This window comes from Haemophilus haemolyticus, from assembly GCF_001008205.1.
GTDB lineage: Bacteria > Pseudomonadota > Gammaproteobacteria > Enterobacterales > Pasteurellaceae > Haemophilus > Haemophilus haemolyticus_Q.
Genome location: NZ_LCTK01000013.1, coordinates 28,912 through 52,518, shown reverse-complemented (window position 1 = coordinate 52,518; position 23,607 = coordinate 28,912). Strand labels below are relative to the sequence as shown.

25 protein-coding genes, 1 other RNA gene and 1 riboswitch are annotated in these 23,607 nt (G+C 37.7%); of the genes, 15 read left to right on the top strand and 11 right to left on the bottom strand.

The window, feature by feature from the left end:
* Nucleotides 1-36 precede the first annotated feature (36 nt).
* The gene (gene sppA, locus AAX18_RS03325) at nucleotides 37-1,884 is read right to left on the bottom strand and encodes a signal peptide peptidase SppA (protein WP_046952945.1); all 1,848 of its coding nucleotides are present in this window, start codon (nucleotides 1,882-1,884) and stop codon (nucleotides 37-39) included.
* Nucleotides 1,885-1,981: 97 nt separating this feature from the next.
* Here sppA and AAX18_RS03320 point away from each other — a divergent pair, with 97 nt between their 5' ends.
* Nucleotides 1,982-2,536, top strand: coding sequence for an NAD(P)H nitroreductase (locus tag AAX18_RS03320; RefSeq protein WP_005626570.1), 555 nt, complete (start codon nucleotides 1,982-1,984; stop codon nucleotides 2,534-2,536).
* A 46-nt stretch (nucleotides 2,537-2,582) separates the two neighbouring features.
* Here AAX18_RS03320 and AAX18_RS03315 read toward each other — a convergent pair whose 3' ends face one another.
* From AAX18_RS03315 to sstT, 3 genes are all read right to left on the bottom strand, one after another.
* Nucleotides 2,583-3,137, bottom strand: coding sequence for a TorD/DmsD family molecular chaperone (locus tag AAX18_RS03315; protein ID WP_046952944.1), 555 nt, complete (start codon nucleotides 3,135-3,137; stop codon nucleotides 2,583-2,585).
* Nucleotides 3,137-3,745: an NAD(P)H-dependent oxidoreductase gene (locus AAX18_RS03310; protein WP_046952943.1), complete on the bottom strand. Its 609-nt coding sequence runs from the start codon at nucleotides 3,743-3,745 to the stop codon at nucleotides 3,137-3,139. The genes AAX18_RS03315 and AAX18_RS03310 overlap by 1 nt, the downstream gene beginning before the upstream one ends.
* Nucleotides 3,746-3,865: 120 nt before the next feature.
* Nucleotides 3,866-5,110, bottom strand: a complete 1,245-nt coding sequence (gene sstT / locus AAX18_RS03305) for a serine/threonine transporter SstT (protein ID WP_005626569.1) — start codon at nucleotides 5,108-5,110, stop codon at nucleotides 3,866-3,868.
* 287 nt (nucleotides 5,111-5,397) lie between these two features.
* On the opposite strand from sstT, the gene AAX18_RS03300 reads away from it, so the two are divergent.
* Nucleotides 5,398-5,838, top strand: coding sequence for a LexA family protein (locus AAX18_RS03300; protein WP_046952942.1), 441 nt, complete (start codon nucleotides 5,398-5,400; stop codon nucleotides 5,836-5,838).
* Between the two features lie 183 nt (nucleotides 5,839-6,021).
* Here AAX18_RS03300 and moaE read toward each other — a convergent pair whose 3' ends face one another.
* From moaE to moaA, 4 genes are all read right to left on the bottom strand, one after another.
* Nucleotides 6,022-6,474, bottom strand: a complete 453-nt coding sequence (gene moaE / locus AAX18_RS03295; RefSeq protein ID WP_005625816.1) for a molybdopterin synthase catalytic subunit MoaE — start codon at nucleotides 6,472-6,474, stop codon at nucleotides 6,022-6,024.
* Complete coding sequence (moaD, locus tag AAX18_RS03290; RefSeq protein WP_005625813.1) at nucleotides 6,475-6,720, bottom strand: molybdopterin synthase sulfur carrier subunit; 246 nt, start codon at nucleotides 6,718-6,720, stop codon at nucleotides 6,475-6,477.
* A 1-nt stretch (nucleotide 6,721) separates the two neighbouring features.
* A complete protein-coding gene (moaC, locus tag AAX18_RS03285; protein ID WP_005625811.1) occupies nucleotides 6,722-7,204 on the bottom strand; it encodes a cyclic pyranopterin monophosphate synthase MoaC in 483 nt (160 codons plus the stop codon).
* A gap of 89 nt (nucleotides 7,205-7,293) precedes the next feature.
* Nucleotides 7,294-8,307, bottom strand: a complete 1,014-nt coding sequence (moaA, locus tag AAX18_RS03280) for a GTP 3',8-cyclase MoaA (protein WP_046952941.1) — start codon at nucleotides 8,305-8,307, stop codon at nucleotides 7,294-7,296.
* Nucleotides 8,296-8,437, bottom strand: a riboswitch (molybdenum cofactor riboswitch). (Overlaps the previous gene by 12 nt.)
* Nucleotides 8,438-8,752: 315 nt before the next feature.
* Between moaA and ytfE the strand changes: the two genes are divergently transcribed.
* Nucleotides 8,753-9,424 carry an iron-sulfur cluster repair protein YtfE gene (gene ytfE / locus AAX18_RS03275; protein ID WP_046952940.1) on the top strand — a complete coding sequence of 224 codons (672 nt, stop codon included), beginning with the start codon at nucleotides 8,753-8,755 and terminating at the stop codon, nucleotides 9,422-9,424.
* 76 nt (nucleotides 9,425-9,500) lie between these two features.
* Here the strand turns inward: ytfE and rnpB are convergent.
* Nucleotides 9,501-9,877, bottom strand: an RNA gene (gene rnpB / locus AAX18_RS08615) — RNase P RNA component class A.
* 171 nt (nucleotides 9,878-10,048) lie between these two features.
* Between rnpB and AAX18_RS03270 the strand changes: the two genes are divergently transcribed.
* The gene (locus tag AAX18_RS03270) at nucleotides 10,049-10,984 is read left to right on the top strand and encodes a KpsF/GutQ family sugar isomerase (RefSeq protein WP_046952939.1); all 936 of its coding nucleotides are present in this window, start codon (nucleotides 10,049-10,051) and stop codon (nucleotides 10,982-10,984) included.
* Between the two features lie 9 nt (nucleotides 10,985-10,993).
* Nucleotides 10,994-11,536, top strand: a complete 543-nt coding sequence (locus AAX18_RS03265; protein WP_046952938.1) for a KdsC family phosphatase — start codon at nucleotides 10,994-10,996, stop codon at nucleotides 11,534-11,536.
* 131 nt (nucleotides 11,537-11,667) lie between these two features.
* Here the strand turns inward: AAX18_RS03265 and yccS are convergent, their stop codons facing one another.
* On the bottom strand, nucleotides 11,668-13,803 hold the full coding sequence (yccS, locus tag AAX18_RS03260; RefSeq protein WP_046952937.1) for a YccS family putative transporter: 2,136 nt from the start codon (nucleotides 13,801-13,803) through the stop codon (nucleotides 11,668-11,670).
* A 67-nt stretch (nucleotides 13,804-13,870) separates the two neighbouring features.
* Nucleotides 13,871-14,539, bottom strand: coding sequence for a curli polymerization inhibitor CsgI-related protein (locus AAX18_RS03255; RefSeq protein ID WP_046952936.1), 669 nt, complete (start codon nucleotides 14,537-14,539; stop codon nucleotides 13,871-13,873).
* Nucleotides 14,540-14,746: 207 nt separating this feature from the next.
* On the opposite strand from AAX18_RS03255, the gene sohB reads away from it, so the two are divergent.
* The 10 genes from sohB to nth all read left to right on the top strand — a co-directional run bounded on the left by sohB (nucleotide 14,747) and on the right by nth (nucleotide 23,576).
* The gene (gene sohB, locus AAX18_RS03250; RefSeq protein ID WP_046952935.1) at nucleotides 14,747-15,808 is read left to right on the top strand and encodes a protease SohB; all 1,062 of its coding nucleotides are present in this window, start codon (nucleotides 14,747-14,749) and stop codon (nucleotides 15,806-15,808) included.
* A 180-nt stretch (nucleotides 15,809-15,988) separates the two neighbouring features.
* Entirely contained in the window at nucleotides 15,989-16,840 is an 852-nt protein-coding gene (locus tag AAX18_RS03245; RefSeq protein WP_046952934.1) for an OmpA family protein, read from the top strand.
* Nucleotides 16,841-17,061: 221 nt separating this feature from the next.
* Nucleotides 17,062-17,640 (top strand): electron transport complex subunit RsxA, encoded by a 579-nt coding sequence (gene rsxA / locus AAX18_RS03240; protein WP_046952933.1) that lies wholly within the window; start codon nucleotides 17,062-17,064, stop codon nucleotides 17,638-17,640.
* An 87-nt stretch (nucleotides 17,641-17,727) separates the two neighbouring features.
* The gene (gene rsxB / locus AAX18_RS03235; RefSeq protein ID WP_046952932.1) at nucleotides 17,728-18,309 is read left to right on the top strand and encodes an electron transport complex subunit RsxB; all 582 of its coding nucleotides are present in this window, start codon (nucleotides 17,728-17,730) and stop codon (nucleotides 18,307-18,309) included.
* Nucleotides 18,310-20,340, top strand: coding sequence for an electron transport complex subunit RsxC (gene rsxC / locus AAX18_RS03230; RefSeq protein ID WP_080948096.1), 2,031 nt, complete (start codon nucleotides 18,310-18,312; stop codon nucleotides 20,338-20,340).
* 15 nt (nucleotides 20,341-20,355) lie between these two features.
* On the top strand, nucleotides 20,356-20,535 hold the full coding sequence (locus AAX18_RS08840) for a hypothetical protein (protein WP_155397206.1): 180 nt from the start codon (nucleotides 20,356-20,358) through the stop codon (nucleotides 20,533-20,535).
* 4 nt (nucleotides 20,536-20,539) lie between these two features.
* The gene (rsxD, locus tag AAX18_RS03225; RefSeq protein WP_046952931.1) at nucleotides 20,540-21,616 is read left to right on the top strand and encodes an electron transport complex subunit RsxD; all 1,077 of its coding nucleotides are present in this window, start codon (nucleotides 20,540-20,542) and stop codon (nucleotides 21,614-21,616) included.
* Nucleotides 21,616-22,239: an electron transport complex subunit RsxG gene (gene rsxG, locus AAX18_RS03220; protein WP_046952930.1), complete on the top strand. Its 624-nt coding sequence runs from the start codon at nucleotides 21,616-21,618 to the stop codon at nucleotides 22,237-22,239. The genes rsxD and rsxG overlap by 1 nt, the downstream gene beginning before the upstream one ends.
* A 1-nt stretch (nucleotide 22,240) precedes the next feature.
* Nucleotides 22,241-22,939 (top strand): electron transport complex subunit E, encoded by a 699-nt coding sequence (locus AAX18_RS03215; RefSeq protein WP_046952929.1) that lies wholly within the window; start codon nucleotides 22,241-22,243, stop codon nucleotides 22,937-22,939.
* 1 nt (nucleotide 22,940) lies between these two features.
* Entirely contained in the window at nucleotides 22,941-23,576 is a 636-nt protein-coding gene (gene nth, locus AAX18_RS03210; protein ID WP_005626177.1) for an endonuclease III, read from the top strand.
* Nucleotides 23,577-23,607: the final 31 nt, after the last annotated feature.

The window sequence follows — 23,607 nt, the reverse complement described above, 5'->3', positions numbered from 1 at the left end:
CGAAAGGGCAGATTTAATTCTGCCCTTTTTCAATTATTACTTAACCTTCCCGCAATTCAAACAATACAAATATTGACCTTTAGGATCATTAAATTTAGTTAATACATTCAATTCTTTTTGTAATTTTTGAATTGGATCCGGCAGACCAAGCCATTTAACTAACTGCTCTTGCGCCCCTTTTTTCGTGTCGCGCAATAAAGTGCTAATTAAACTAACGTTATCATCTGTAAACCATTCCACACTAAAATCTTGCACGGCAGTATCTTGGCGTTGATTCACTAATTGTTCTGCTTTATTGACCGCTTCATTAAAAGAACCAATTTCATCCACTAAACCATTTTGGAATGCATCACTGCCTAACCAAACCTGACCTTGAGCCAGTTTATCTACTTGTGTTTTAGAAAGCTGGCGGCCTTTGCTGACAATCTCTAAAAATCTGTCATAACCATGCTCAATTTCTGTTTGATAAATATCTTGCACTGGTTTTACTAACGGAGAAAATGCGGATGTATTAGCTAATTCAGTGGTTGAAACACCGTCTGCATTCACGCCTATTTTCTTAATGCTATTTTCAAAAGTCGGGAACATCGCGAAAATACCGATAGAGCCCGTAATGGTGTTTGCATCGGCAATAATATAATCCGCAATGGATGAAATCCAATAACCACCAGATGCGGCCATAGCCCCCATAGAAACAATCACTGGCTTACCGATTTTCTGTAAATTTTCAGTCTCTTGTCGGATAATTTCTGAAGCAAAAGCACTACCGCCCGGTGAGTTGACTCGTAAAACAACGGCTTTTACTGAGTTGTCATCGTAAGCTTTACGGAGAATTCGTGCAATAGTATCACCACCAGCATTTTCTTCATCGCTTTCACCATCTACAATCGTTCCCTCAACATTCACGACTGCAATTTTATTCGGTACATTGTAATGTTCTAAACGATCAGGCAGTTGAGTCAAATAATCATCAAGTTCAATGAGATTCGCTTTCCCGTCACTCCCTTTCCCAAAAAGTGCGGTAAGTTTTTTATCTAAATCCAAACGAGTTACAACATCGGTTACTAATCCACGTTGTTGGGCATAAGCGGTACTATTGCCTTTTAATGCTTTAAGATCCGATAAATATTGTTTCGCATTCGGCAAAACGTTATCTTTCTTAATCTTACGATTTTCGCTGACGGATAAAACATAATTATTCCACATTTCACCTAACCAACGCTGCATATTTGCTTTTGCCTCAAGAGACATGTCGTTGCGTAAAAATGGTTCAACTGCTGATTTATACGTTCCCACGCGGAAAATATGTGGTGTAACGGCTAATTTGTCGAGCATTTCTTTGAAATACAAATTCTCTTGCGATAAACCGTGAATATCCACACTTCCAATTGAATTTAAATAAATTTCATCAGCAAAGCTCGCTAAATAATATTGTCCTTGAGAATAATTATCCGCATAGGCGATCACTGGTTTTCCTGCATTTTTAAACTGGCTGATAGCGCCACCAATAAAATCTAATGCGGGTAAATCTGCCCCTTCAAAATAATTAAGATAGAGTACTAATCCTTTAATTTTAGGATCATCTTCCGCTTGTTTAATGGCAAATACCACATCAAACGTCGAAATTTTTCGAGGGACGTGCTCGCCATTCAATTCGCTTAACGCATCTTGCCAACGAAGTGTTTCATTTCGGTTGTCCGCTAGATAGCCATCTAAATTCAGTAATAACGCGCCTTCCCCTGTTAATGTTGTAGATTTTTTTCCTCCGCTTGAAAAGCTAATAATCACCACTAGCAATAGTACAAAGCCTAAAAACACAACATTCATCACAAGATCACGAATGAAACATAGCACTTTCCAACATAATTTTAATACTCGAAACATACAAATTACCTTTAAAAAATTTGCGCTAGCGTATCACAAAGCTTTGTCAAAAACTATGCTATAATGACCCGCACTTTTACTTATAAGGGATAATAAAATGGATGCGTTAACTCTTTTAACAACAAGAAAATCAAACAAAAAATTGACCGCACCTGCGCCTAATACAGAACAACTTGAACTTATTCTCCAAGCAGCAATGCACGTACCAGATCATGGGAAATTACATCCTTATCATTTTGTTGTAATGGAAAATGATGGATTAAATAAATTGGAAACGCTACTTAAAGCAGCCGTTGTGGAATTTGATTTGGGTGAAGAAAAATTAAATAAAGCTGAAAATTTAGCACATCGAGCGCCTATGGTCATTGGTGTCGTAGCAAAGATAGATCCAACTATTGCTAAAGTACCTGGATGGGAACAAATGTTGAGTGCAGGCTGTGCAACTTATGGATTACAACTGGCTGCACAATCACAAGGGTTTGATAATGTGTGGATTTCAGGGAAATGGGTTAATGGCACTGCATTACGAGAAGCTTTCGGATGTCGTGAACAAGATCGTGTGATTGCGTTAGTCATGATTGGCATAGGCATGGAAAAAGCCGAACGTGAATGTCGTGTTATCGATACAAAAGATTTTGTAACCTATCTATAAAATATTTCTTGCTTTCCTCAAGACTTAGAGGAAAGCAAAATATTGCCTACTCTTCTTCCAATTCATCCGCCATTGCCGCCAATATTTCTCGTGTAAGAAGGGCCAATGCACGATAAAAAGGCAAAGTTGCTTGATTTTCTACTTGAGTTAAAAACTTCGCTGCACAAGGTAATAAAAAAGTTTCAAAGAATTCTTGTTGAGCCACTAAAGAATCCGAATTATCTTCAAGCCAAGAAGCTGTAAGCAATAATAAGGCAAAATGATCCGCACTTTCCACCTCTGGCATATTGCGTACAAGGCGAAAATTCATAAATTCTTCAACATCAATGTCATAAGCTGAAATAGCAGTCATAACTTTACCACTGGTACCAAATAATTTTTGATACTCTTGATTCAATAAATTGAGATCAATTTTAACTTGTAAGCTATTCAGCGCTAATTCACTCTCTTTATCAGTATCTAACGCCCAAACTTGACTCAAACCTTTTTGTTGCAACCAAGTGAACGCGCCTGCAAGTACTTCATCGGTAGGAGAACGATAAAAAAGATTACCGAATAATCGACTAATTAATGAAAAATTATTAATTTGTTTTTCAGACATTACGCTTTTTCCTTTAAAAATGCGGTCAATTTTTCTTGTGTTTTTTGAGCGGCAAGTTCAATCATTGCTTTACGCGCCTCATCATCAATTAAATGAATATCACCGAATAATTCAAACTCAACATTTTCAATGCCACAGTAATTAAACAGTCCATTAATCAAACAATGATTGAGGGACTTATCTACACCAAATTCTTTATATTTATCAACATTACTGCCAATCGTAATAAATTGCTGCATTTGCTTATTTTTGAGCAATCCCACTGATTCGCCGTTTTCCGTTTTATAGGCAAAGCCATGACTTAATACGCGATCTAAATAACCTTTCAATATTGCTGGAAAGCCCATCCACCAAAGGGGATAAACCAACGTAATTAAATCCGCTTGAAGAATAAAATCATGCTCTTGCTGAATATCTTCTGGAATAATACCTTTGTTAGCATTCTGCAATTCTTCATGAGATAAAATTGGATTGAAATTCATTTCATAAAGATCACGAAAAAATACATTTACACCATTTTCTTGACTAATTTGCTCAATACGATTAGCAATCGCTCGCCCAAAACTACGCTTAGAATTAGGATGAGCAAAAATAATTAAGTGGTTCATTTTTCTTACCTATTTGTAGGGAAATAAAACGTGGCAAAAGTCTATCAAAATAGACCGCACTTTGCATATAGAATCACATAAAAAAAGCGGGCATAGCCCGCTCTTTTATTTGCATCATCATTATGCTGCGTTTTTACGTTCTTCTTCCATACATACTGCCGCAGTAAATAATACGTCAGTTGATGAGTTTAATGCGGTTTCAGTTGAGTCTTGTAAAATACCGATAATGAAACCTACACCGATCATTTGTGCTGCTACATCATCAGAAATACCAAATAAGCTACATGCTAATGGGATTAATAATAATGAACCACCTGCCACACCAGATGCACCGCAAGCACAAAGAGAAGCCACGATACTTAATAAAATCGCACTAACAAAAGATACTTCCACACCTAATGTGTGTACTGCAGCTAACGTTAAAATTGTGATCGTGATTGCAGCACCTGCCATATTGATGTTCGCACCCAATGGAATAGAAACAGAATAAGTTTCTTCATCAAGGTTTAAACGTTTTGCTAATTCAATATTTACTGGGATATTTGCCGCAGAACTACGTGTGAAGAATGCAGTTACACCACTTTCGCGTACACAAGTCCATACTAATGGGTACGGATTACGACGAATTTTCCAATAAACTAATGCTGGGTTAATAACAAAAGCAGTAAATAACATTGTACCGATTAATACTGCAAGTAATTGCACATAACCCCCTAATGCGACTAATCCTTTATCAGATAAGGTTTCAGCCACTAAACCGAATACACCAAATGGCGCAAAAGAAATAATGACGTGAACAATTTTTGATACGCCTTCAGCGAAATCAGATAATACGTTCTTAGTTGCATCAGATGCATGACGTAACGCTAAACCTAAACCGATAGACCATGCTAATACACCAATAAAGTTTGCTTTGAAAATTGCATTTAATGGATTGTCCACCACGTTTAAGATAAGGGTAAATAAAACTTGACCAACAGCTTGTGGCGCTGAGCTTGCATCTTCTTTGGTTGCAAGTACAACTTCCGTTGGGAATACGAACCCTACAATAACTGCGACAATCGCCGCTAAGAAGGTGCCTAAAAGGTAAAGCACGATGATTTCTTTCATATTGCTTTTCGTACCAATCTTACGGTTTGCAAGCGCAGCCATAACAAGGAAGAAAATCAAAATTGGCGCAACAGCACGCAATGCTTTAACAAAGATGCTACCTAAAACGCCTACTTTTTCCGCAATATTAAAACCCAAAGCACCTTCAAGTGCAGGTCCAACAAGCGCAATAATGATCCCTAGAACTAAACCAGTTGCAATTCTTTTTACTAAATTGCCCTGGAATAACAGACGAAATAAACGAGATGTGTTCATACTTTTATCTTTCTTTTCAATAAATTTAACTTCAGATTGTTACCAATCCACCTACAAGGGAATTAAAGATAGCGTAAATTCTTATCGAAAGAAAATATTTTTTGTTATTTTTTATCCAATAAGTGAACTTTTTTCTAAATTTGTTAGATATTTTCTAAAAACATACTTATAAAAAAAATTTTTATTTAACCTATTGACACCCTGTATGAAATACCAGTAAACTTTAACTGTACAAAAAAACAAGGTAAAAGGTTATTTATCCATATTATTTAACAGGAGATAAGAGAATGAGCAACCAAACTTTGACTTCACAATATGAAATGGATTTTTCTTATAATCCACTCCCTTTTTTCAGTGATATGGATGACAGCCTTAAATTCAATAAAAAACTAGACTTGAATCTTTATTGCATTAAGCGTCCAAAGCAGACCTGTTTTATTCATGTAACTAATCCAAATATGTTAGCTTGGGGAATTGAAACTGGAGATATGCTAGTCGTCGAAAAAAATGACGATCTTTATTCAGGTGATCTTGTTGTGCTAGAAGAAAATAACGAATTTCATGTCTATGAATTTATGGCGCATAGCGGCAATTACCTTTTCATGGCATTGGATTCCACTACACCAAATATAAATACAAAAGATTGGTCAAATTTACCTATTGTCGGCACAGTAACCAATACGATTCATCAAATGAAACGTCGCGATAAAATGAAATGGGCAGCGTAGTTAAAGGCGAATAAAAAAGTGCCCTAAAATGATCTGCACCTCAAAAGCAGGAGTAAACAAACCCGTAATTAAGGTGCTGATTTTATTATGGATAAACACTACACAATCGCATTTAAATAACAGTTTCTCTAACCAATAACCGTCTAAGATTTAAGTGAGATAAAATTTAATTTTACTTATTTATTACCACTTCTCTAACGCTTCTTTATCGCTTTCTCTTGCTTCAATCCAACGTTCACCTTGATGGGTTTGTTCTTTCTTCCAGAATGGGGCTTTGGATTTTAAGAAGTCCATAATGAATTCATTGGAGTGATAAGCATCACCTCGGTGAGCTGAACTGATACCAACTAAAACAATTTCATCACCAGTATGTAAAAGTCCCACACGATGAATTACAGATACTCGCTGGATATCCCAACGGACTTTCGCCTGTTCTACAATTTCACGTAAGGCTTTTTCTGTCATTGCGGGATAATGTTCCAAATATAAGCTGGATACCTCATCGCCTAAATTAAGATCGCGTACTTTACCCACGAAAATAACCGTTGCGCCAACCGAATGTTGCTCAGAAAGCCATTGGTAAACGACATTTTGATCAAAAGGTTGTTCTTGTACTGAAATTTGAATATCCGTCATTTAGCCTCCTGTTACAGGTGGGAAAAACGCAATTTCATCACCATTTTTGACCGCACTTTCTAATGGCATCAAGGTTTGATTAATGGCGACTAAAAGCTTTCCTTTTTCTAACGCTAACGCCCATCTATCACCTTTTTGAGCAAGATGTTCACGCACCGCTTCTGCTGTCGCAAAATCGCCTTCAAGCTGAATAGAATCTTCCCCGATTAATTCTCGAGTTTGAGCAAAAAATAAAACATTTAACATCTTATTTTTCCTCCGCAATAAAATGACCGGATTTTCCACCACTCTTTTCTAACAGGCGAACGTGCTCAATCACCATGTCTTTTTGTACGGCTTTACACATATCGTAAATGGTTAAGGCAGCCACACTTGCAGCGGTTAATGCTTCCATTTCTACGCCGGTTTTACCGGTTAATTTGCAAAGAGATTGAATACGAACTTGATTGGTTTCAAGTAACGGTTCTAAATTCACTTCTACTTTAGAAAGTAACAATGGATGGCAAAGCGGGATAAGTTCCCAAGTACGTTTTGCCGCTTGAATACCTGCAATACGTGCTGTAGCAAATACATCGCCTTTGTGATGTTTGCCTTCCACGATCATAGCAAGGGTTTCTTTTGACATAGTAACGATGGCTTCAGCACGAGCTTCACGAACGGTCTCTGCTTTTGCAGAAACATCCACCATATTGGCTTCGCCTTGAGAATTGATATGCGTAAATGTAGTCATAATAAAATAAAAGTGCGGTTAAAATATTGAATGTTTTACATGTGTGATGAAAGCAAAATAAGTGAACAGTAAAAGTCACCTATTTTCTTTTAGCCACCGATAGAAGCTAAATGATTTCTTACGCCACTATCACCGATATGCAAATAATGATGTTCACGTTTACCTTGCAATGCAGAAAAAATACGTGCTTGCAAAATATCTTGCTGTTCATGGGATTGCAATAAATCACGTAATTCAATGCCTTCTTCGCCGAATAAACAGAGATGAAGTTTGCCCTTCGCTGACACTCTGAGACGATTACAGCTTGCGCAGAAATTCTTCTCATAAGGCATAATTAAGCCAATTTCGCCAGCATAATCAGGATGCGTGAAGACTTTTGCAGGGCCATCTGTATGGGATTTATGCTGTAATGTCCAACCATTTTTCAACAATTTATCAGCTAAGACTTGTCCAGAAAGATGGTGTTTATCAAAGAAACTATCCATTTCACCCGTTTGCATCAGTTCGATAAAGCGCATTTGAATTGGGCGATCTTTGACCCAAACAAGGAATTGTTCAAACTCTTTGTCATTCAAATTTTTCATCAAAACTGAATTAACTTTGACTTTGTTGTAGCCCACTTCAAACGCACGATCGATACCACGCATCACGTCATCAAATTTATTGATACCCGTAATTTGGTGGAACATTTTTGGATCTAAGCTATCAACACTGACGTTAATAGACGTAATTCCTGCTTTCTTCCAATCAGCCACATCTTTTGCCATGCGATAGCCATTTGTCGTGACAGCTAATTGACGGATTCCATCAATATTAGCAATGCTTTCAGCAATAGAAATAAAATCTTTGCGTAAAGTCGGTTCGCCACCCGTTAAACGGATTTTCTCTGTGCCCATTTCAGCAAACGCTTGAGCAAGGTGGGTAATTTCTTTTAAAGTTAAGAAACTTGGTTTGTTGGCTTCGGGTTGATAACCATCAGGTAAACAATAGGTACAACGAAAGTTACACTGATCGGTAATCGACAGTCGTAGATAATAATATTGGCGTTGGAAAGGATCGACTAAGCGAGACTCTCCTACGTTCTTGATAGGAATGGATTGCATTTTACACCTTTCTAAATACGGAGAGGATAAACCGTTTCCAGCGTATCCCTGAATAACACACGGCGTTATTGGCTTGTCGCCGTATTTCTTGTGAAACTTAGGCTAAACAAGCTCGGAGTTATGCGTTAAATTTAATTTGTCGTCATTCTAAAAGATTTCACTTCATAAAAACAATCAATAATATTGATGAAAATCAGTATTTTCCTAAATTATTAAAAATCAATTATATAAAAAAATACATAATGAATTTAAAGCTGCCTCATTAGTGATAATTAATCTTATTTATGTAAATAACCATAAATTTTGACCTGATTATTATGAGGTATTTTTATTGATTTAAATCATAATTTAATCAATAAATAAATCTCTCTACTTTTCATAATCAGAAAAATATCCTACCATTTTTATCGGATTTATTTTTACTTAATCAATATAGGAGTGATTTATGTCTTTTGCCCAACAAAAACTTAGCGAGCTTGCTGTTTCAATTCCAGGTGCAACTAAAATTTTTCGTGAATATGATTTAGATTTTTGCTGCGGAGGTTCTGTATTATTAGAAGTCGCAGCACAACAAAAGAATCTTAATCTTGCTGAAATTGAAAAACGTTTAACTGATTTACAACAAAGTAAAGCAGAAAATAATGATAAAGATTGGACTACGGCATCTTATGCAGAAATGATCGATCACATTATTACTCGTTTTCATAATCGCCACCGTGAACAACTCCCTGAACTAATTACATTGGCGGAGAAAGTAGAAAATGTACATGGTGATCGTGATGACTGCCCTATCGGCGTAGCCGCACAATTAGAAAAAATTTATGCTGAACTTAGCCAGCATTTAATGAAAGAAGAACAAATTTTGTTCCCAATGATCAAAATGGGGAATTATGCTATGGCCTCAATGCCAATTCGTGTAATGGAAATGGAACACGATGAAGCGGGACAAGATGTGGAAGTGATCAAATCACTTACTAATAACTGCACACCACCAGCAGATGCTTGTTTCAGTTGGAAAGCCTTATATAGTGGTATTAATGAATTTATTGATGATTTAATGCACCATATTCATTTGGAAAATAATATTTTATTTCCACGTGTATTAAACGAAAAATAATTTAATATTCGTCAAAAAATAACCGCACTTTAATCTATTCTGAAAAACAAACTAAAGTGCGGTCATTTCTATAAAAATTTTGAGTTGGTCGATAAGCCGAGTTCTGTCGTGGACAATCATTCCTCTAGGCGACAAATTACTCTGCCGCTCAAGCAACCTACCCGAATCCTGAGCGGGCCACTCATTGGATTCCTATTTGGTCTTGCTACGAGTGGAGTTTACCCTGCTGCCAACCGTTACCGGAGGCACGGTGCGCTCTTACCGCACCCTTTCACCCTTACCGTTTACACGGCGGTCTGCTCTCTGTTGCACTGGTCGTCGGCTCACGCCGCCCGGACGTTATCCGGCACTCTGCCCTGTGTAGCTCGGACTTTCCTCTCGTTTACTTGTCCCACTAGGTCGTATAAATACGGTTAAGGGCTTCAATAAACCAGCGATTGTCTAACCAACTCGGCGCGTAGTATAGGGGCAATCATTAGTGCGGTCAATAAAATCCCCAATTTTTAGATATTGCTCATCAATCTTATAAACAATAATGCCTCTCTCACATCGAATTTTTCATTCGTATTTTTTTATGATTCCGCTAAAATAGCGCCAATTTCAACCGCTCTTTTAGGAAGAAGAATGAACTATCTACAAATTGCACAGGATTCCCTTTCTGTGGAAAGCAACGCACTTTTGCAACTCAGCCAACATTTAGGCGAGGATTTTAATCAAGTCGTGGATTTAATCCTTGCTTGCGAAGGACGATTAGTCATCGGCGGGATAGGGAAATCCGGTTTAATTGGGAAAAAAATGGTGGCTACCTTTGCCTCTACTGGCACACCAAGTTTCTTTTTACATCCGACAGAAGCCTTTCACGGCGATTTAGGTATGTTGAAACCAATAGATATCGTGATGTTAATTTCCTATAGCGGCGAAACCGATGATGTCAATAAACTAATTCCAAGTTTAAAAAATTTCGGTAATAAAATTATTGCTGTGACGAGTAACAAAAATTCCACGCTCGCACGCCATGCAGATTATGTTCTAGATATAACTGTTGAACGTGAAGTTTGTCCGAATAATCTTGCGCCAACAACATCCGCACTTGTAACGCTGGCACTTGGCGATGCTCTCGCCGTATCACTCATTACTGCTCGCAACTTTCAACCAGCTGACTTTGCTAAATTCCATCCAGGTGGCAGTCTTGGTCGTCGTTTATTATGTAAAGTGAAAGATCAAATGCAAACTCGCCTACCAACAATTTTACCGACCACTAATTTTACTGACTGCCTCACAGTCATGAATGAAGGGCGAATGGGTGTTGCCTTAGTGATGGAAAACGAGCAACTTAAAGGTATTATCACGGATGGCGATATTCGCCGTGCGCTTACAGCCAATGGTGCAGAAACGCTGAATAAAACAGCCAAAGACTTTATGACAAGTTCACCAAAAACTATTCATCAAAACGAATTTTTATCAAAAGCAGAAGACTTTATGAAAGCGAAAAAAATTCACTCGCTAGTCGTTGTTAATGATGAAAATCACGTAGTGGGTTTAGTGGAATTTTCAAGCTGAGGAATCCCAATGCAACAAAAATTAGAAAATATTAAATTTGTCATTACTGATGTAGACGGCGTACTCACCGATGGACAACTTCATTATGATGTCAATGGTGAAGCTATCAAAAGTTTTCACGTGCGTGATGGTTTAGGCATAAAAATGCTGATGGATGCAGGTATTCAAGTGGCTGTGCTTTCTGGCCGCGACTCCCCTATTTTACGTCGTCGCATTGCCGATCTTGGTATTGAATTATTCTTTCTTGGCAAACTTGAAAAAGAAACGGCCTGTTTTGATCTCATGAAACAAGCAGGCGTCACAGCCGAGCAGACCGCTTATATTGGCGATGATAGTGTAGATCTCCCTGCCTTTGCAGCGTGTGGAACTTCTTTTGCTGTGGCTGATGCCCCTATTTATGTGAAGAATGCTGTTGATCATGTACTTTCTATCAATGGCGGCAAAGGTGCCTTCCGAGAAATGTCCGATATGATTTTACAGGCACAGGGAAAATCTTCTGTGTTTGATAGCGCCCAAGGTTTCCTAAAATCAGTGAAAAACATGGGACAGTAATAACTCATTCGTCAATGTTATTGCTCAATAAAAAATAAAGTGCGGTAAATTTTCAAGGAGTTTTAAAATCTCTCAAAAATCAACCGCACTTTTATATTTATAACGATCCTATACTTTGATAGCTTATTCTTTTAACAAGACTCTTTCCTAAAATACTCATAGAACTGCGGTAATAGTTGCGTAATCAAATTTAATTGCTGATACGGTAAACTAAAGACGGCTCGTTCTTCGGTCGTCATGTCTTGTTTTTCCAATTCTTTTAAATGTGTTTCAATACGTTCTTGCTGTTGGTTAAAAATAGCTTCGGGTATTTCTTCAATGTGTTCTAAAGTATAGATAATTTTTTTTGCCACAGGATAAAAACCAGATAAAAATTGTGCGGTCTGTTGCAAATTTTTCATTCTGTCTCGATAAGCGCCAAGGGCCGAAATATAGCTTAATAGAGAATAATTAAGCTTGAGCAAATCAAAACCTTTCTGTAAATATGCCTTGTATTTTACTGGCTCATTATTCATATTAGAAAGTGTGGTACTCAGTGCGGCTGCATATTGATGCGCATTACGACGTGCTATGCGATATTTAAGATCGTCGCTTTTACCAAATTGCAATTGGCTAATAATATGCAATAAATACACCGCATCACTACGCAATGCTTGATGGCTCACTTTATCAAGTTGCAAATATTTCCAATCCGGCCATAAGTAAGATACGGCAAACCATGAAATCGCGGCACCAAGCAAAGTATCGAGTAAACGAGGCATCAACGCAGCTGCCGTATCGAATCCCATGACATCAAAACTCAGCAATACTTGTAGTGTGATGAAAAAGGTCGAGAAACTGTAATTATTACTGCGGAAGAAAAAGAACAACGTACTTGTAAGCACCACAAGACCTAATTTTAATTCTAAGGTTGGATTTAAATAAGGTAATATAGATCCCACCACTACGCCTAATATCGTGCCAATAATGCGCTGACGTAAACGGACTTTAGTTGCTGAATAGTTTGGCTGACACACAAATACAGTGGTCAATAAAATCCAATAACCAAGATTAAATTGGAAAAACTCAACAATGGCACAACATAAAAATACCACAATAGATAAGCGGACTGCATGACGGAACAACGGCGACTCAAAAGTAAAATGACTAAAAATCACCGCACTGATATTTTTTAACCCTGTGATTTGTTCCGTATGAATTTGAGCTAATTGTTCTGTATCCGTCGTTTCTTGTGCCAATTGGCTAAGTTGCCAGTTAATACTTTGTAAATTATCTAACAAGGTTTGAATATCAATCAGTTCATCTTGATCATTGAGATGTTGTGCTTTATATAGTTCAAAGGAATGCAACGTGCCTAAAAGTGCACGTGCGACACGTTCATTAAAATAATAGGGTTTATTTTCACGCAAACTCGCCGTGATTTCTTTACAGGATTGTGCTTGTAGCTCTAACAAACGTTGAACACGGAAAATCAAATCTGTATTTTTTAGTTTTTCCGTTATTTGTTGATAATCAAAATGCGTAGAATTGGTGCGTTCATGAATGTCTTGCGCGGCAAAATAATAACGTAACATTCTTTGGGTGCGAGGATGGCGATGTTGCCCTCGAATACGATAAAAAAGTCCGGTACGAACAATATTAAATGCCGTGACAACATTCGCATTTTTCATTGCAAAATTGAGGTATTTTTTTTCAATCTCAGCTACTTCGTCAGGATCAAAAAAACAGGATTTGGTATCTAAATATTCACCTAAAGCACAAAACGCTTTGGCGACACTTTCTTGTACGGGACGATTTGGGAAAAACAGGTAAACAATCAGAGTTACCACACTATACAGCAAGGTACCACATAAAATCATTACGGGATTAATAAACCATACATTTCCTTCAGGCACATAAGTCAGCGTGGTATAAAGAGCAACCACTAATGAACCAAAAGCAATCGTGCTATAACGCTGCCCTACGGCGCCAATCATGGTAAAAATAAATGTCAGCACCGTCATTAACACAATATATTGGATAGGCTTACCTATATGTAACTGCACAATAAAGGATGAAATAGAAAAGGCAATGAGCGTGAAAAATACGTTTTTCAATCGTCCAGTTAAACGGTTATCCAAATCCACCAAACCACCTGCAATAATCCCTAGAATCAAAGGCATTGATTGCGAAGAAATATCAAAAGCCCATATTCCCACTGCCGCAATATTTACGGCAATAAAAACAGGAATCGCAGCGATTACTTTGGCATTTAACCGAATATTCATTTCAAATCCTTATCAAAATAGAAAAGTGAGCAACAAGGCTCACTTTTTATTGTATGAAGTGCGGTAATTATTTATGGGATTTTGCCCAATTTAAGAAACGTGTTTGAGTTTCTTTATCAGCTTGTTGGAACCAATATTGAAGCTGTTGCTCTGCAACGTTTTCACCTTGAACAACCACTTTACCTTTATTCGCTTTTGCATTACTTGCTGGAGTAGCGACCATTGGGCTAGCAGCTGTGGTTGCAGCAAATGCAGCAACAGATGCGGTTGCACCAGACGCATTATATTCAGCAAGATCATTCACCACATTAGCACTTGGGAATAAACCTTCTTGTTTTAACACATCCACTTTTGCTGAAAGCGTATTACCAGATTTTGTTTTTACGCTAATGCTTGGCATTTCATTGAATTTATCACCTTCTGAACGACCACGAATAGCTGGTGCCGAAATAACAAGATCCTCTGCATTGCCTTGGAATGTCACGATTACTGGGTTAGATTCAAAAAGGGTTTGGCTAGATCCAGAACCAATAATTTCACTTAAACGAACAACAACCTGATGGTTTTGGGTGTCATTCACAGCAAAAGTTTTAGCATCCTTCGCAAGAGATTTAGATGCCTTTTGACCATCAATGGCTAAAAACTCAAGGTTAGATGAAGTAGAAACCATGCCAGCAAAAGTCGCTGTGCTAGCACATAATGTTGCAAGACCTAATACAACAGCACGTAATTTCATAATTACTCCTTTTTATAAATGAAAATGAAATCGTTCCTTATGCTATGCTAAATCAGCAGAAATGAAAATAAAAAAAGTGAGAATTAGTTTAAAAAATCTTTGTTGTAATAGCACAAATAATCACAATATTTTATCATGTTGGTGTCTAGACTAGTCACGACTAGTAGAAAGCACAATGTAATCTATAAAATATCAATAGGAGTAACAATGTTAAACGATATTTTAACTGGCTATGGAATTTTCATTCTGGAAATACTAACAATTTTATTACTCATTCTTGCTATTGTTGGTTTGGTGATTTCTTATCGTCAACATAACAAATCTAAAATAGGAGAATTAGAAATTAAAGACTTATCTGAAGAATTTGATCATCAAGTTCGTGTTTTGCGTGATTTTAATCTTTCAGAAGAAGAGCTAAAACAGCAAGCTAAAGCAGAGAAAAAAGCTGAAAAACAAAAGGCTAAAAAACGTAAAGAAAAATTAAAAAAAGGTGAAACCTTAGATGACAAAAAGAAAAGCTGTGTGTATGTCTTGGATTTTCATGGTGATATTTCAGCATCAGAAACGACCGCACTTCGAGAAGAAATTTCAGCAATCTTAAATGTAGCAACACCAGAAGACGAAGTATTATTACGTTTAGAAAGCCCGGGCGGTATTGTTCATGATTATGGGTTTGCAGCCTCTCAGTTGTGTCGTTTGAAACAAAAATGCATAAAATTAACCATCGCTGTAGATAAGGTTGCAGCAAGTGGCGGTTATATGATGGCTTGTGTAGCAGATAAAATTGTATCCGCGCCTTTTGCTGTTATTGGTTCTATTGGCGTCGTAGCACAAATTCCAAACGTTCATCGTTTATTAAAAAAATATGATGTTGATGTAGATGTGATGACAGCTGGTGAGTTTAAACGCACAGTAACTGTATTAGGTGAGAATACCGAAAAAGGCAAACAAAAATTTCAGCAAGAGTTGGAAGAAACACATCAATTATTTAAACAATTCGTCTCACAAAATCGTCCTTGTGTAGATATTGATAAAATTGCTACTGGGGAACATTGGTTTGGCCAACAAGCAATCGACTTGAAATTAGTCGATGAAATTTTAACCAGTGATGATTTAATTTTGGAAAAAATGAAAGAAAAACATGTAGTAAGTGTGAAGTATCGATTGAAAAAATCCTTGATAAAAAAATTAGGTCGTCAAGCTGAAGAAAGTGCGGTAAATATTATCCATCGTTATACTACAAAGCGAGCAAATGATTTTATACATTAAAAATAGATATCTTTACACTCCTTTACAAAAAAGAGGGATAATTCACTGATTTTATTATTTACAAGACAATTTTTTGCCTTTACTATGTACAGCGGAAGCTTTTACAGTTTTATAATATTTAATTCATGAGTTTCATTATTCTCTTTCCGAAGAGGTATTGACAAATAAAAGGTAAAAAAAATGAAATTATCCCGCATTTTATTATCAACTGTTGCCATCGCAACTGCTGCAGCTTGTGGTAACTTGAGTAAGGTGACTGACGCAGGTAAACCAGAATATAAAGACGTAAATGGTGAACAAGTACCTCAATTAGTGTGGCCTAAAATTGATTCTGCGACGTTTAACCACGATGGTAGCCAATTTGGTACCTGGCCAAATTGGGACAATGTTCGCATAATTGAAGCTGGAATGAATAAAGATCAAATTCGCCAATTAATTGGTAATCCACATTTTACTGAAGGATTATATGGCGTGTCTGAATGGGATTATGTATTCAATTATCGTGAAAATGGCATTCATAAGATTTGTCAATATAAAGTATTATTTGACAAAAATCATAATGCGCAAAGTTTCTTCTGGTATCCAAACAGTTGTAATGGAAATTCAGCATTTAATTTGAGTGGTGACTTTTTATTTGATTTTAACAAGGATACTTTAACAGCTCAGGGTAAAAAGGTAGTTGATAATGTTGCATCTCAATTAAAATCTACTGGTGCTAAAAAAGTTAAAGTTGCAGGTTATACAGATCGTTTAGGTTCTGAAACTTACAACTTGGAGCTTTCCCAACATCGTGCAGACAGAGTTAAAACTCGTTTGATTGAAGATGGAATTACAGCTGAAATCACCGCTGTAGGCTATGGTAAAAACCCTCAAATAAAAGCTTGTGATGGTGTTAATGGACAAGCACTAAAAGATTGCTTACGCCCTAACCGTCGTGTTGAGATCACTGCTTCTGGTTCTGTATTAAAATTACAAGAAGGTGGTCAATCTAACGGTGGTACTCAAGGTCCAGCAAAACTATATCAAAAATAATTGATATTGAGCTTCAAAAATACTTCACTAACATAAATCAAGTAGAGTATTATTAATTTCGAGACTTGCGCATCTAATGGTTTAAATGATTAGATGCGCTTTTATTCACCTCTCACAAAACGAGAAAATCTCAATTTTCTCTTTATCCTACCCCAAATTTTCTATTGTTATCGCGCCTATAAATGAGGATAATAGCCGACCTATACACAAGGCAGAAAGCAATGACACACTATATTTTATTAATTATCGGTACTGCGCTGATTAACAACTTTGTATTGGTGAAATTCTTAGGACTTTGTCCTTTTATGGGCGTATCCAAAAAAATTGAAACCGCAGTGGGAATGGGGTTAGCAACAATGTTTGTATTAACAGTCGCCTCCCTTTGCGCATATTTAGTTGATCATTATATTCTTGTTCCCTTGAATGCTACTTTTTTACGCACATTAGTATTTATTTTGGTTATTGCCGTAGTTGTACAATTTACCGAAATGGTAATAAATAAAACTAGCCCAACGCTATATCGTTTACTTGGAATTTTCTTGCCTTTAATAACCACAAACTGTGCAGTTCTCGGTGTTGCATTATTAAACGTAAATCTTGCTCATAATTTAACGGAATCTGTCGTTTATGGTTTTGGTGCATCTCTTGGGTTTTCACTTGTATTAGTGCTTTTTGCTGCGCTTCGTGAACGTCTTGTCGCAGCCGATGTACCTTTAACTTTCAAAGGTTCATCTATCGCACTTATCACCGCTGGTTTAATGTCTCTCGCATTTATGGGATTTACAGGACTAGTGAAGTAATAAAATGATCTATCTTTTAATGGCTATTACCATTTTGATTTTATTTATTGGGTTCTCTCAGTATTTTTCAGGAAAAAGAAAGAAATAATGACCCTTCTATTCATCATAATCACTTTACTCGCTTTAATTTTCGGTGCGATTTTAGGCTTTGCTTCACTTAAACTCAAAGTCGAAGCTGATCCCATTGTGGAAAAAATCGATTCTATTTTGCCACAAAGCCAATGCGGACAATGTGGTTATCCAGGCTGCAAACCATACGCTGAAGCTATTTGCAATGGAGATGAAATCACAAAATGTATTCCTGGTGGTCAACCTACCATCGTAAAAATTGCAGAGATTTTAGGTGTTGATGTGCCTGCAATGGACGGCGTAGAAGAACCTATCGAGAAAGTCGCTTTTATTGATGAAAATATGTGTATTGGCTGCACGAAATGTATCCAAGCCTGTCCTGTTGATGCCATTATTGGTACAAATAAATTCATGCATACGATCATTCCTGATCTCTGTACAGGTTGTGAACTTTGCGTAGCACCCTGCCCGACAGATTGTATATCAATGATTCCCGTGAAAAAAAATATCGATAATTGGGATTGGAAGTTTGATGCAAAATTAGTCATTCCAGTAATGAATGTAAATGGTACTGAGAAAAAATTGGTTGTGGGGGAATAAATGGCGGACGTATTATCTCGTTTCAATTCCGGTAAATTATGGGATTTCAAAGGCGGCATTCATCCGCCTGAAATGAAATCACAATCTAATTCACAACCATTACGTCATCACCCTTTAGTTACGGATTTTTACATTCCTCTTAAACAGCACGCAGGAACAATAGGTAACCTTTTAGTAAAAGAAGGCGATTATGTATTAAAAGGTCAACCTTTAACGCAAGGTGATGGCTTGCGTATGCTACCCGTTCATGCGCCAACTTCTGGCATAATTAAATTGATTAAATCTTATGTCGCTGCACATCCGTCTGGTCTTGATGAACCTACAATTCATTTGCAAGCAGATGGATTAGATCAATGTCTAGAGCGTAATCCTATTGATGACTTTTTAACACTCTCGCCAGAACAACTCATTAACAAAATCTATCAAGCTGGTATAGCTGGCTTGGGCGGCGCAGTGTTTCCGACTGCCGCTAAAATTCAATCAGCAGAGAAAAAAGTTAAACTCTTAATTATCAATGGTGCAGAATGTGAGCCTTATATCACTTGTGATGATCGTCTTATGCGTGAACGCGCTGATGAAATCATAGAAGGCATTCGTATTTTGCGTTATATTCTACGACCTGAGAACGTAGTCATCGCCATTGAAGATAACAAACCTGAAGCAATAGAGGCAATTTGTAAAGCGCTACAAGGAGCAAATGACATTAGCGTTCGCGTGATTCCAACAAAATATCCTTCGGGTGCCGCAAAACAGCTTATTTATTTACTTACAGGAATGGAAGTGCCAAGTGGCGCGCGTTCTTCTAGTATTGGCGTACTGATGCATAATGTTGGTACAGCCTTTGCAATTAAAAGAGCAGTTATAAATGACGAACCTTTAATTGAACGTGTTGTCACCCTTACTGGTGATAAAATTCCTGAAAAAGGTAATTATTGGGTCCGACTTGGTACACCAATTTCTCAAGTATTGACGCACGCTGGCTATCAGTTTGATGAACGTTATCCAGTATTTGCGGGGGGCCCAATGATGGGATTGGAACTTTCCAACCTCAATGCACCGGTGACAAAAATTGTCAACTGCTTGCTTGCACCAGACTATTTTGAATATGCAGAACCAGAGCCTGAACAAGCTTGTATTCGCTGTTCTAGCTGTTCTGATGCCTGCCCAGTCAACTTGATGCCACAGCAACTCTACTGGTTTGCGCGTAGTGAAGATCACAAAAAATCGGAAGAATACGCTCTCAAAGATTGTATTGAATGTGGGATTTGCGCCTACGTATGCCCAAGCCATATTCCGCTGATTCAGTATTTCCGCCAAGAAAAAGCAAAAATTTGGCAAATAAAAGAAAAACAGAAAAAATCAGATGAAGCCAAAATTCGCTTTGAAGCGAAACAAGCGCGAATGGAACGTGAAGAACAAGAGCGTAAAGCACGTTCACAACGTGCAGCAGAAGCACGTCGAGAAGAATTAGCGCAAACCAAAGGTGAAGATCCTGTTAAAGCGGCGTTAGAACGCTTGAAAGCGAAAAAAGCCAATGAAACAGAATCAATACAAGTTAAAACGATTACCTCAGAAAAAGGGGAAGTTTTACCTGATAACGCTGATTTAATGGCACAACGTAAAGCTCGTCGTCTGGCTCGTCAGCAAGCGGAATCTCAAGTCGAAAACCAAGAACAACAAACTCAGCCAATCGACGAGAAAAAAGCAGCGGTTGCAGCCGCACTTGCTCGAGCAAAAGCGAAAAAACTTGCACAAGCGAATGGAACCAACGAATCAGTTCCAAGCACTCAATCCATAGAAAGTGCGGTAGAAAAAACAGAAGAAAATTCAACCGCACTCGATCCGAAAAAAGCTGCGGTAGCTGCAGCGATTGCGCGTGCAAAAGCGAAAAAACTTGCGCAAGCGGGAACTACAGAATCAGTTCCAAGCACTCAAGCCATAGAAAGTGTGGTAGAAAAAACAGAAGAAAATTCAACCGCACTTGACCCGAAAAAAGCAGCCGTAGCCGCTGCTATTGCTCGTGCAAAGTAAAAAAACTTAGCTCAAGTGAATGGAACTACAGAATCAGTTCCAAGCACTCGAGCCATAGAAAGTGTGGTAGAAAAGACAGAAGAAAATTCAACCGCACTTGATCCGAAAAAAGCGGCGATAGCTGCAGCTATTGCTCGTGCAAAAGCAAAGAAATTGACAAAAACACAAGCAACATTAGAAAATAATCAGGAATAAAATAATGTTTAAAATGGTTAGCTCTCCTCATACTCATTCGGGGAAACTCACAGCGCGTATTATGCTTTGGGTAATGTTGGCAATGATGCCAGCTTTTTTTACGCAAATTTATTATTTTGGATTTGGCGTGGTGCTTCAATCCGCATTAGCCATTGCTACAGCAATCATTGCGGAATTTATTGCAATAAAATTACGCGGTAAAAAGCCGTTAAATTATCTTTCAGATTTCAGCGTATCCCTGACAGCTTTAATTTTGGCGATGGCTATTCCACCTTATGCACCTTATTGGGTTATCATCATTGGAACACTCTGTGCAGTTTTATTAGGTAAACAGATTTATGGTGGTTTAGGGCAAAATCCATTCAACCCTGCGATGATTGGCTATGTAATTCTCTTGATTTCATTCCCGTTACAAATGACAACGTGGATGCCACCAATTAATTTATTACAGGAACCACCAACTTTTTCAGATGCATTTTCATTAATATTTTCAGGTTTAACCACTGATGGATTTACCCTTTCACAACTTACACATAATATTGATGGTATCACCCAAGCAACGCCTTTGGATAGCGCAAAAATTTTCTATAAAAGTCACACTCAATTAAATGATTTTTATGAATTGGTTAAACTCCCGATTTTTATGGGTAATGGAACTGACTTTGCTCAAGGCTGGTGGCAAGTCAACGTGGCTTTCTTAGCAGGCGGAATTTTCCTTATTTTAAAACGTGTCATTCACTGGCAAATTCCAGTGGCGATGCTTGTCACCTTTTTCTGTTTAGCCACCGCGACCGCTTTTACTGGCTTCACGCATTTAAGTGCAATTAGCCAACTCGTGAGTGGAGCAATGATGTTTGGCGCATTTTTTATTGCGACAGATCCTGTCACAGCCTCGATTACACCACGAGGAAAAATTATTTTTGGCGCATTAGTGGGGTTATTTGTCTATCTCATTCGCTATCATGGAAACTTTCCAGATGGTGTAGCATTCGCAATTTTATTAAGTAATATTTGCGTTCCACTTATCGATCATTACACACGTCCTCGAGTATCTGGCTATCCAACAAAAGGGAAAAAATAATGGGCACAGTAAAAATCACATCGCGTTACGGGATATTGTTAGGCTTTGTCGCCCTACTCTGCACAGCAATTTCTGCGGGTATTTTTTTCCTAACAAAAGATAAAATTGACGCGGCGATGGCGGCACAACAACGAGAATTACTTTTACAGGTCATTCCACAAGATTATTTCAATAATAATCTGTTAGAAAGTGCGGTTATTCCTCAAGATAAAAATTTGGTGGGCATTCAGAAAATTTATTTTGCGAAAAAAGATGGAAATGTTTCTGCCTATGCCTATGAAACCACCGCGCCTGATGGGTATTCTGGCGATATTCGCTTACTTGTAGGATTAGATCCGAAAGGTGAAGTGTTAGGCGTGCGAGTCATTGAACACCATGAAACCCCAGGCCTAGGCGATAAAATTGAACTTCGTATTTCCAACTGGATTTTAAATTTCACTCATCAATCGATTAATGAGTATAATTTAAACGAATGGGCGGTAAAAAAAGATGGCGGAAAATTTGATCAATTTTCTGGTGCAACCATTACACCTCGCGCAGTGGTGAATCAAACTAAACGCTCAGCATTAATCATGCTAAATAACCAAACCTTGTTACAACAGCTTTCAACACAAGTGAAATAATATGACAGATTTAACTGAAAAAAATACCGCACTTGAAGAAGAACAGATAGAAAGTGCGGTTGAAAATCAACAAAAATCCATGTGGAAAGAAATCTTTGCTCAAGGAATTTGGAAAAATAATCCAGCGGTTGTCCAACTTCTCGGGCTTTGTCCGCTTTTAGCGGTGTCTAGCACCACCACCAATGCACTTGGTTTAGGTTTAGCGACAATGCTTGTGCTCACTTGCACAAATACGGTCATTTCGCTTTTCCGTAAATATATTCCGAATGAAATCCGCATTCCAATCTACGTGATGATCATTGCCACGACAGTAACTGTCGTTCAACTTTTAATGAATGCTTATACCTATACGCTTTATCAATCACTTGGGATTTTTATTCCACTTATCGTTACCAACTGTATTGTGATTGGTCGAGCAGAAGCATTCGCCTCAAAAAACAGCTTACTCCATTCAGTTTGGGATGGTTTCTCAATGGGATTAGGGATGGCGCTTAGCTTGACAGTACTTGGCGCATTGCGTGAAATCATTGGACAAGGTACAGTTTTTGATGGAATCGAAAATCTATTCGGCGAACAAGCGAAATTTTTAACGCTCCATATTTACCATACAGACAGTAGCTTTTTACTTTTCATTTTGCCTCCAGGTGCATTTATAGGATTAGGCTTGCTCCTTGCAATAAAAAATCGAATTGATAAATAAGATGAATAAATTAAAAAGAATCGAAATATTAACCCGATTAAGAGATCAAAATCCCCACCCGACCACAGAATTACAGTATAATTCGCCCTTCGAATTATTAATTGCGGTAATTCTATCGGCGCAAGCAACCGATAAAGGCGTGAATAAAGCGACAGAAAAACTATTTCCTGTTGCAAACACGCCACAAGCGATTTTAGATTTAGGATTAGATGGTTTAAAAAGCTATATTAAAACCATCGGGCTTTTTAATAGCAAAGCAGAAAATATTATCAAAACCTGCCGTGATTTAATTGAAAAGCACAACGGTGAAGTGCCCGAAAATCGCGAAGCCTTAGAGGCATTAGCAGGTGTGGGTAGAAAAACAGCCAATGTTGTACTAAATACGGCATTTGGTCATCCAACCATTGCAGTGGATACCCATATTTTCCGTGTATGCAATCGAACTAATTTTGCACCAGGTAAAGATGTTGTAAAAGTGGAAGAAAAACTGCTTAAAGTCGTACCTGATGAATTTAAAGTGGATGTTCACCATTGGTTAATTTTACACGGGCGCTACACTTGTATCGCACGTAAACCTCGTTGTGGCTCATGCATTATTGAAGATCTGTGTGAATATAAAGAAAAAATTGAGTTTTAATTTTTGCGGTAAAACACCCTAATTATTTACC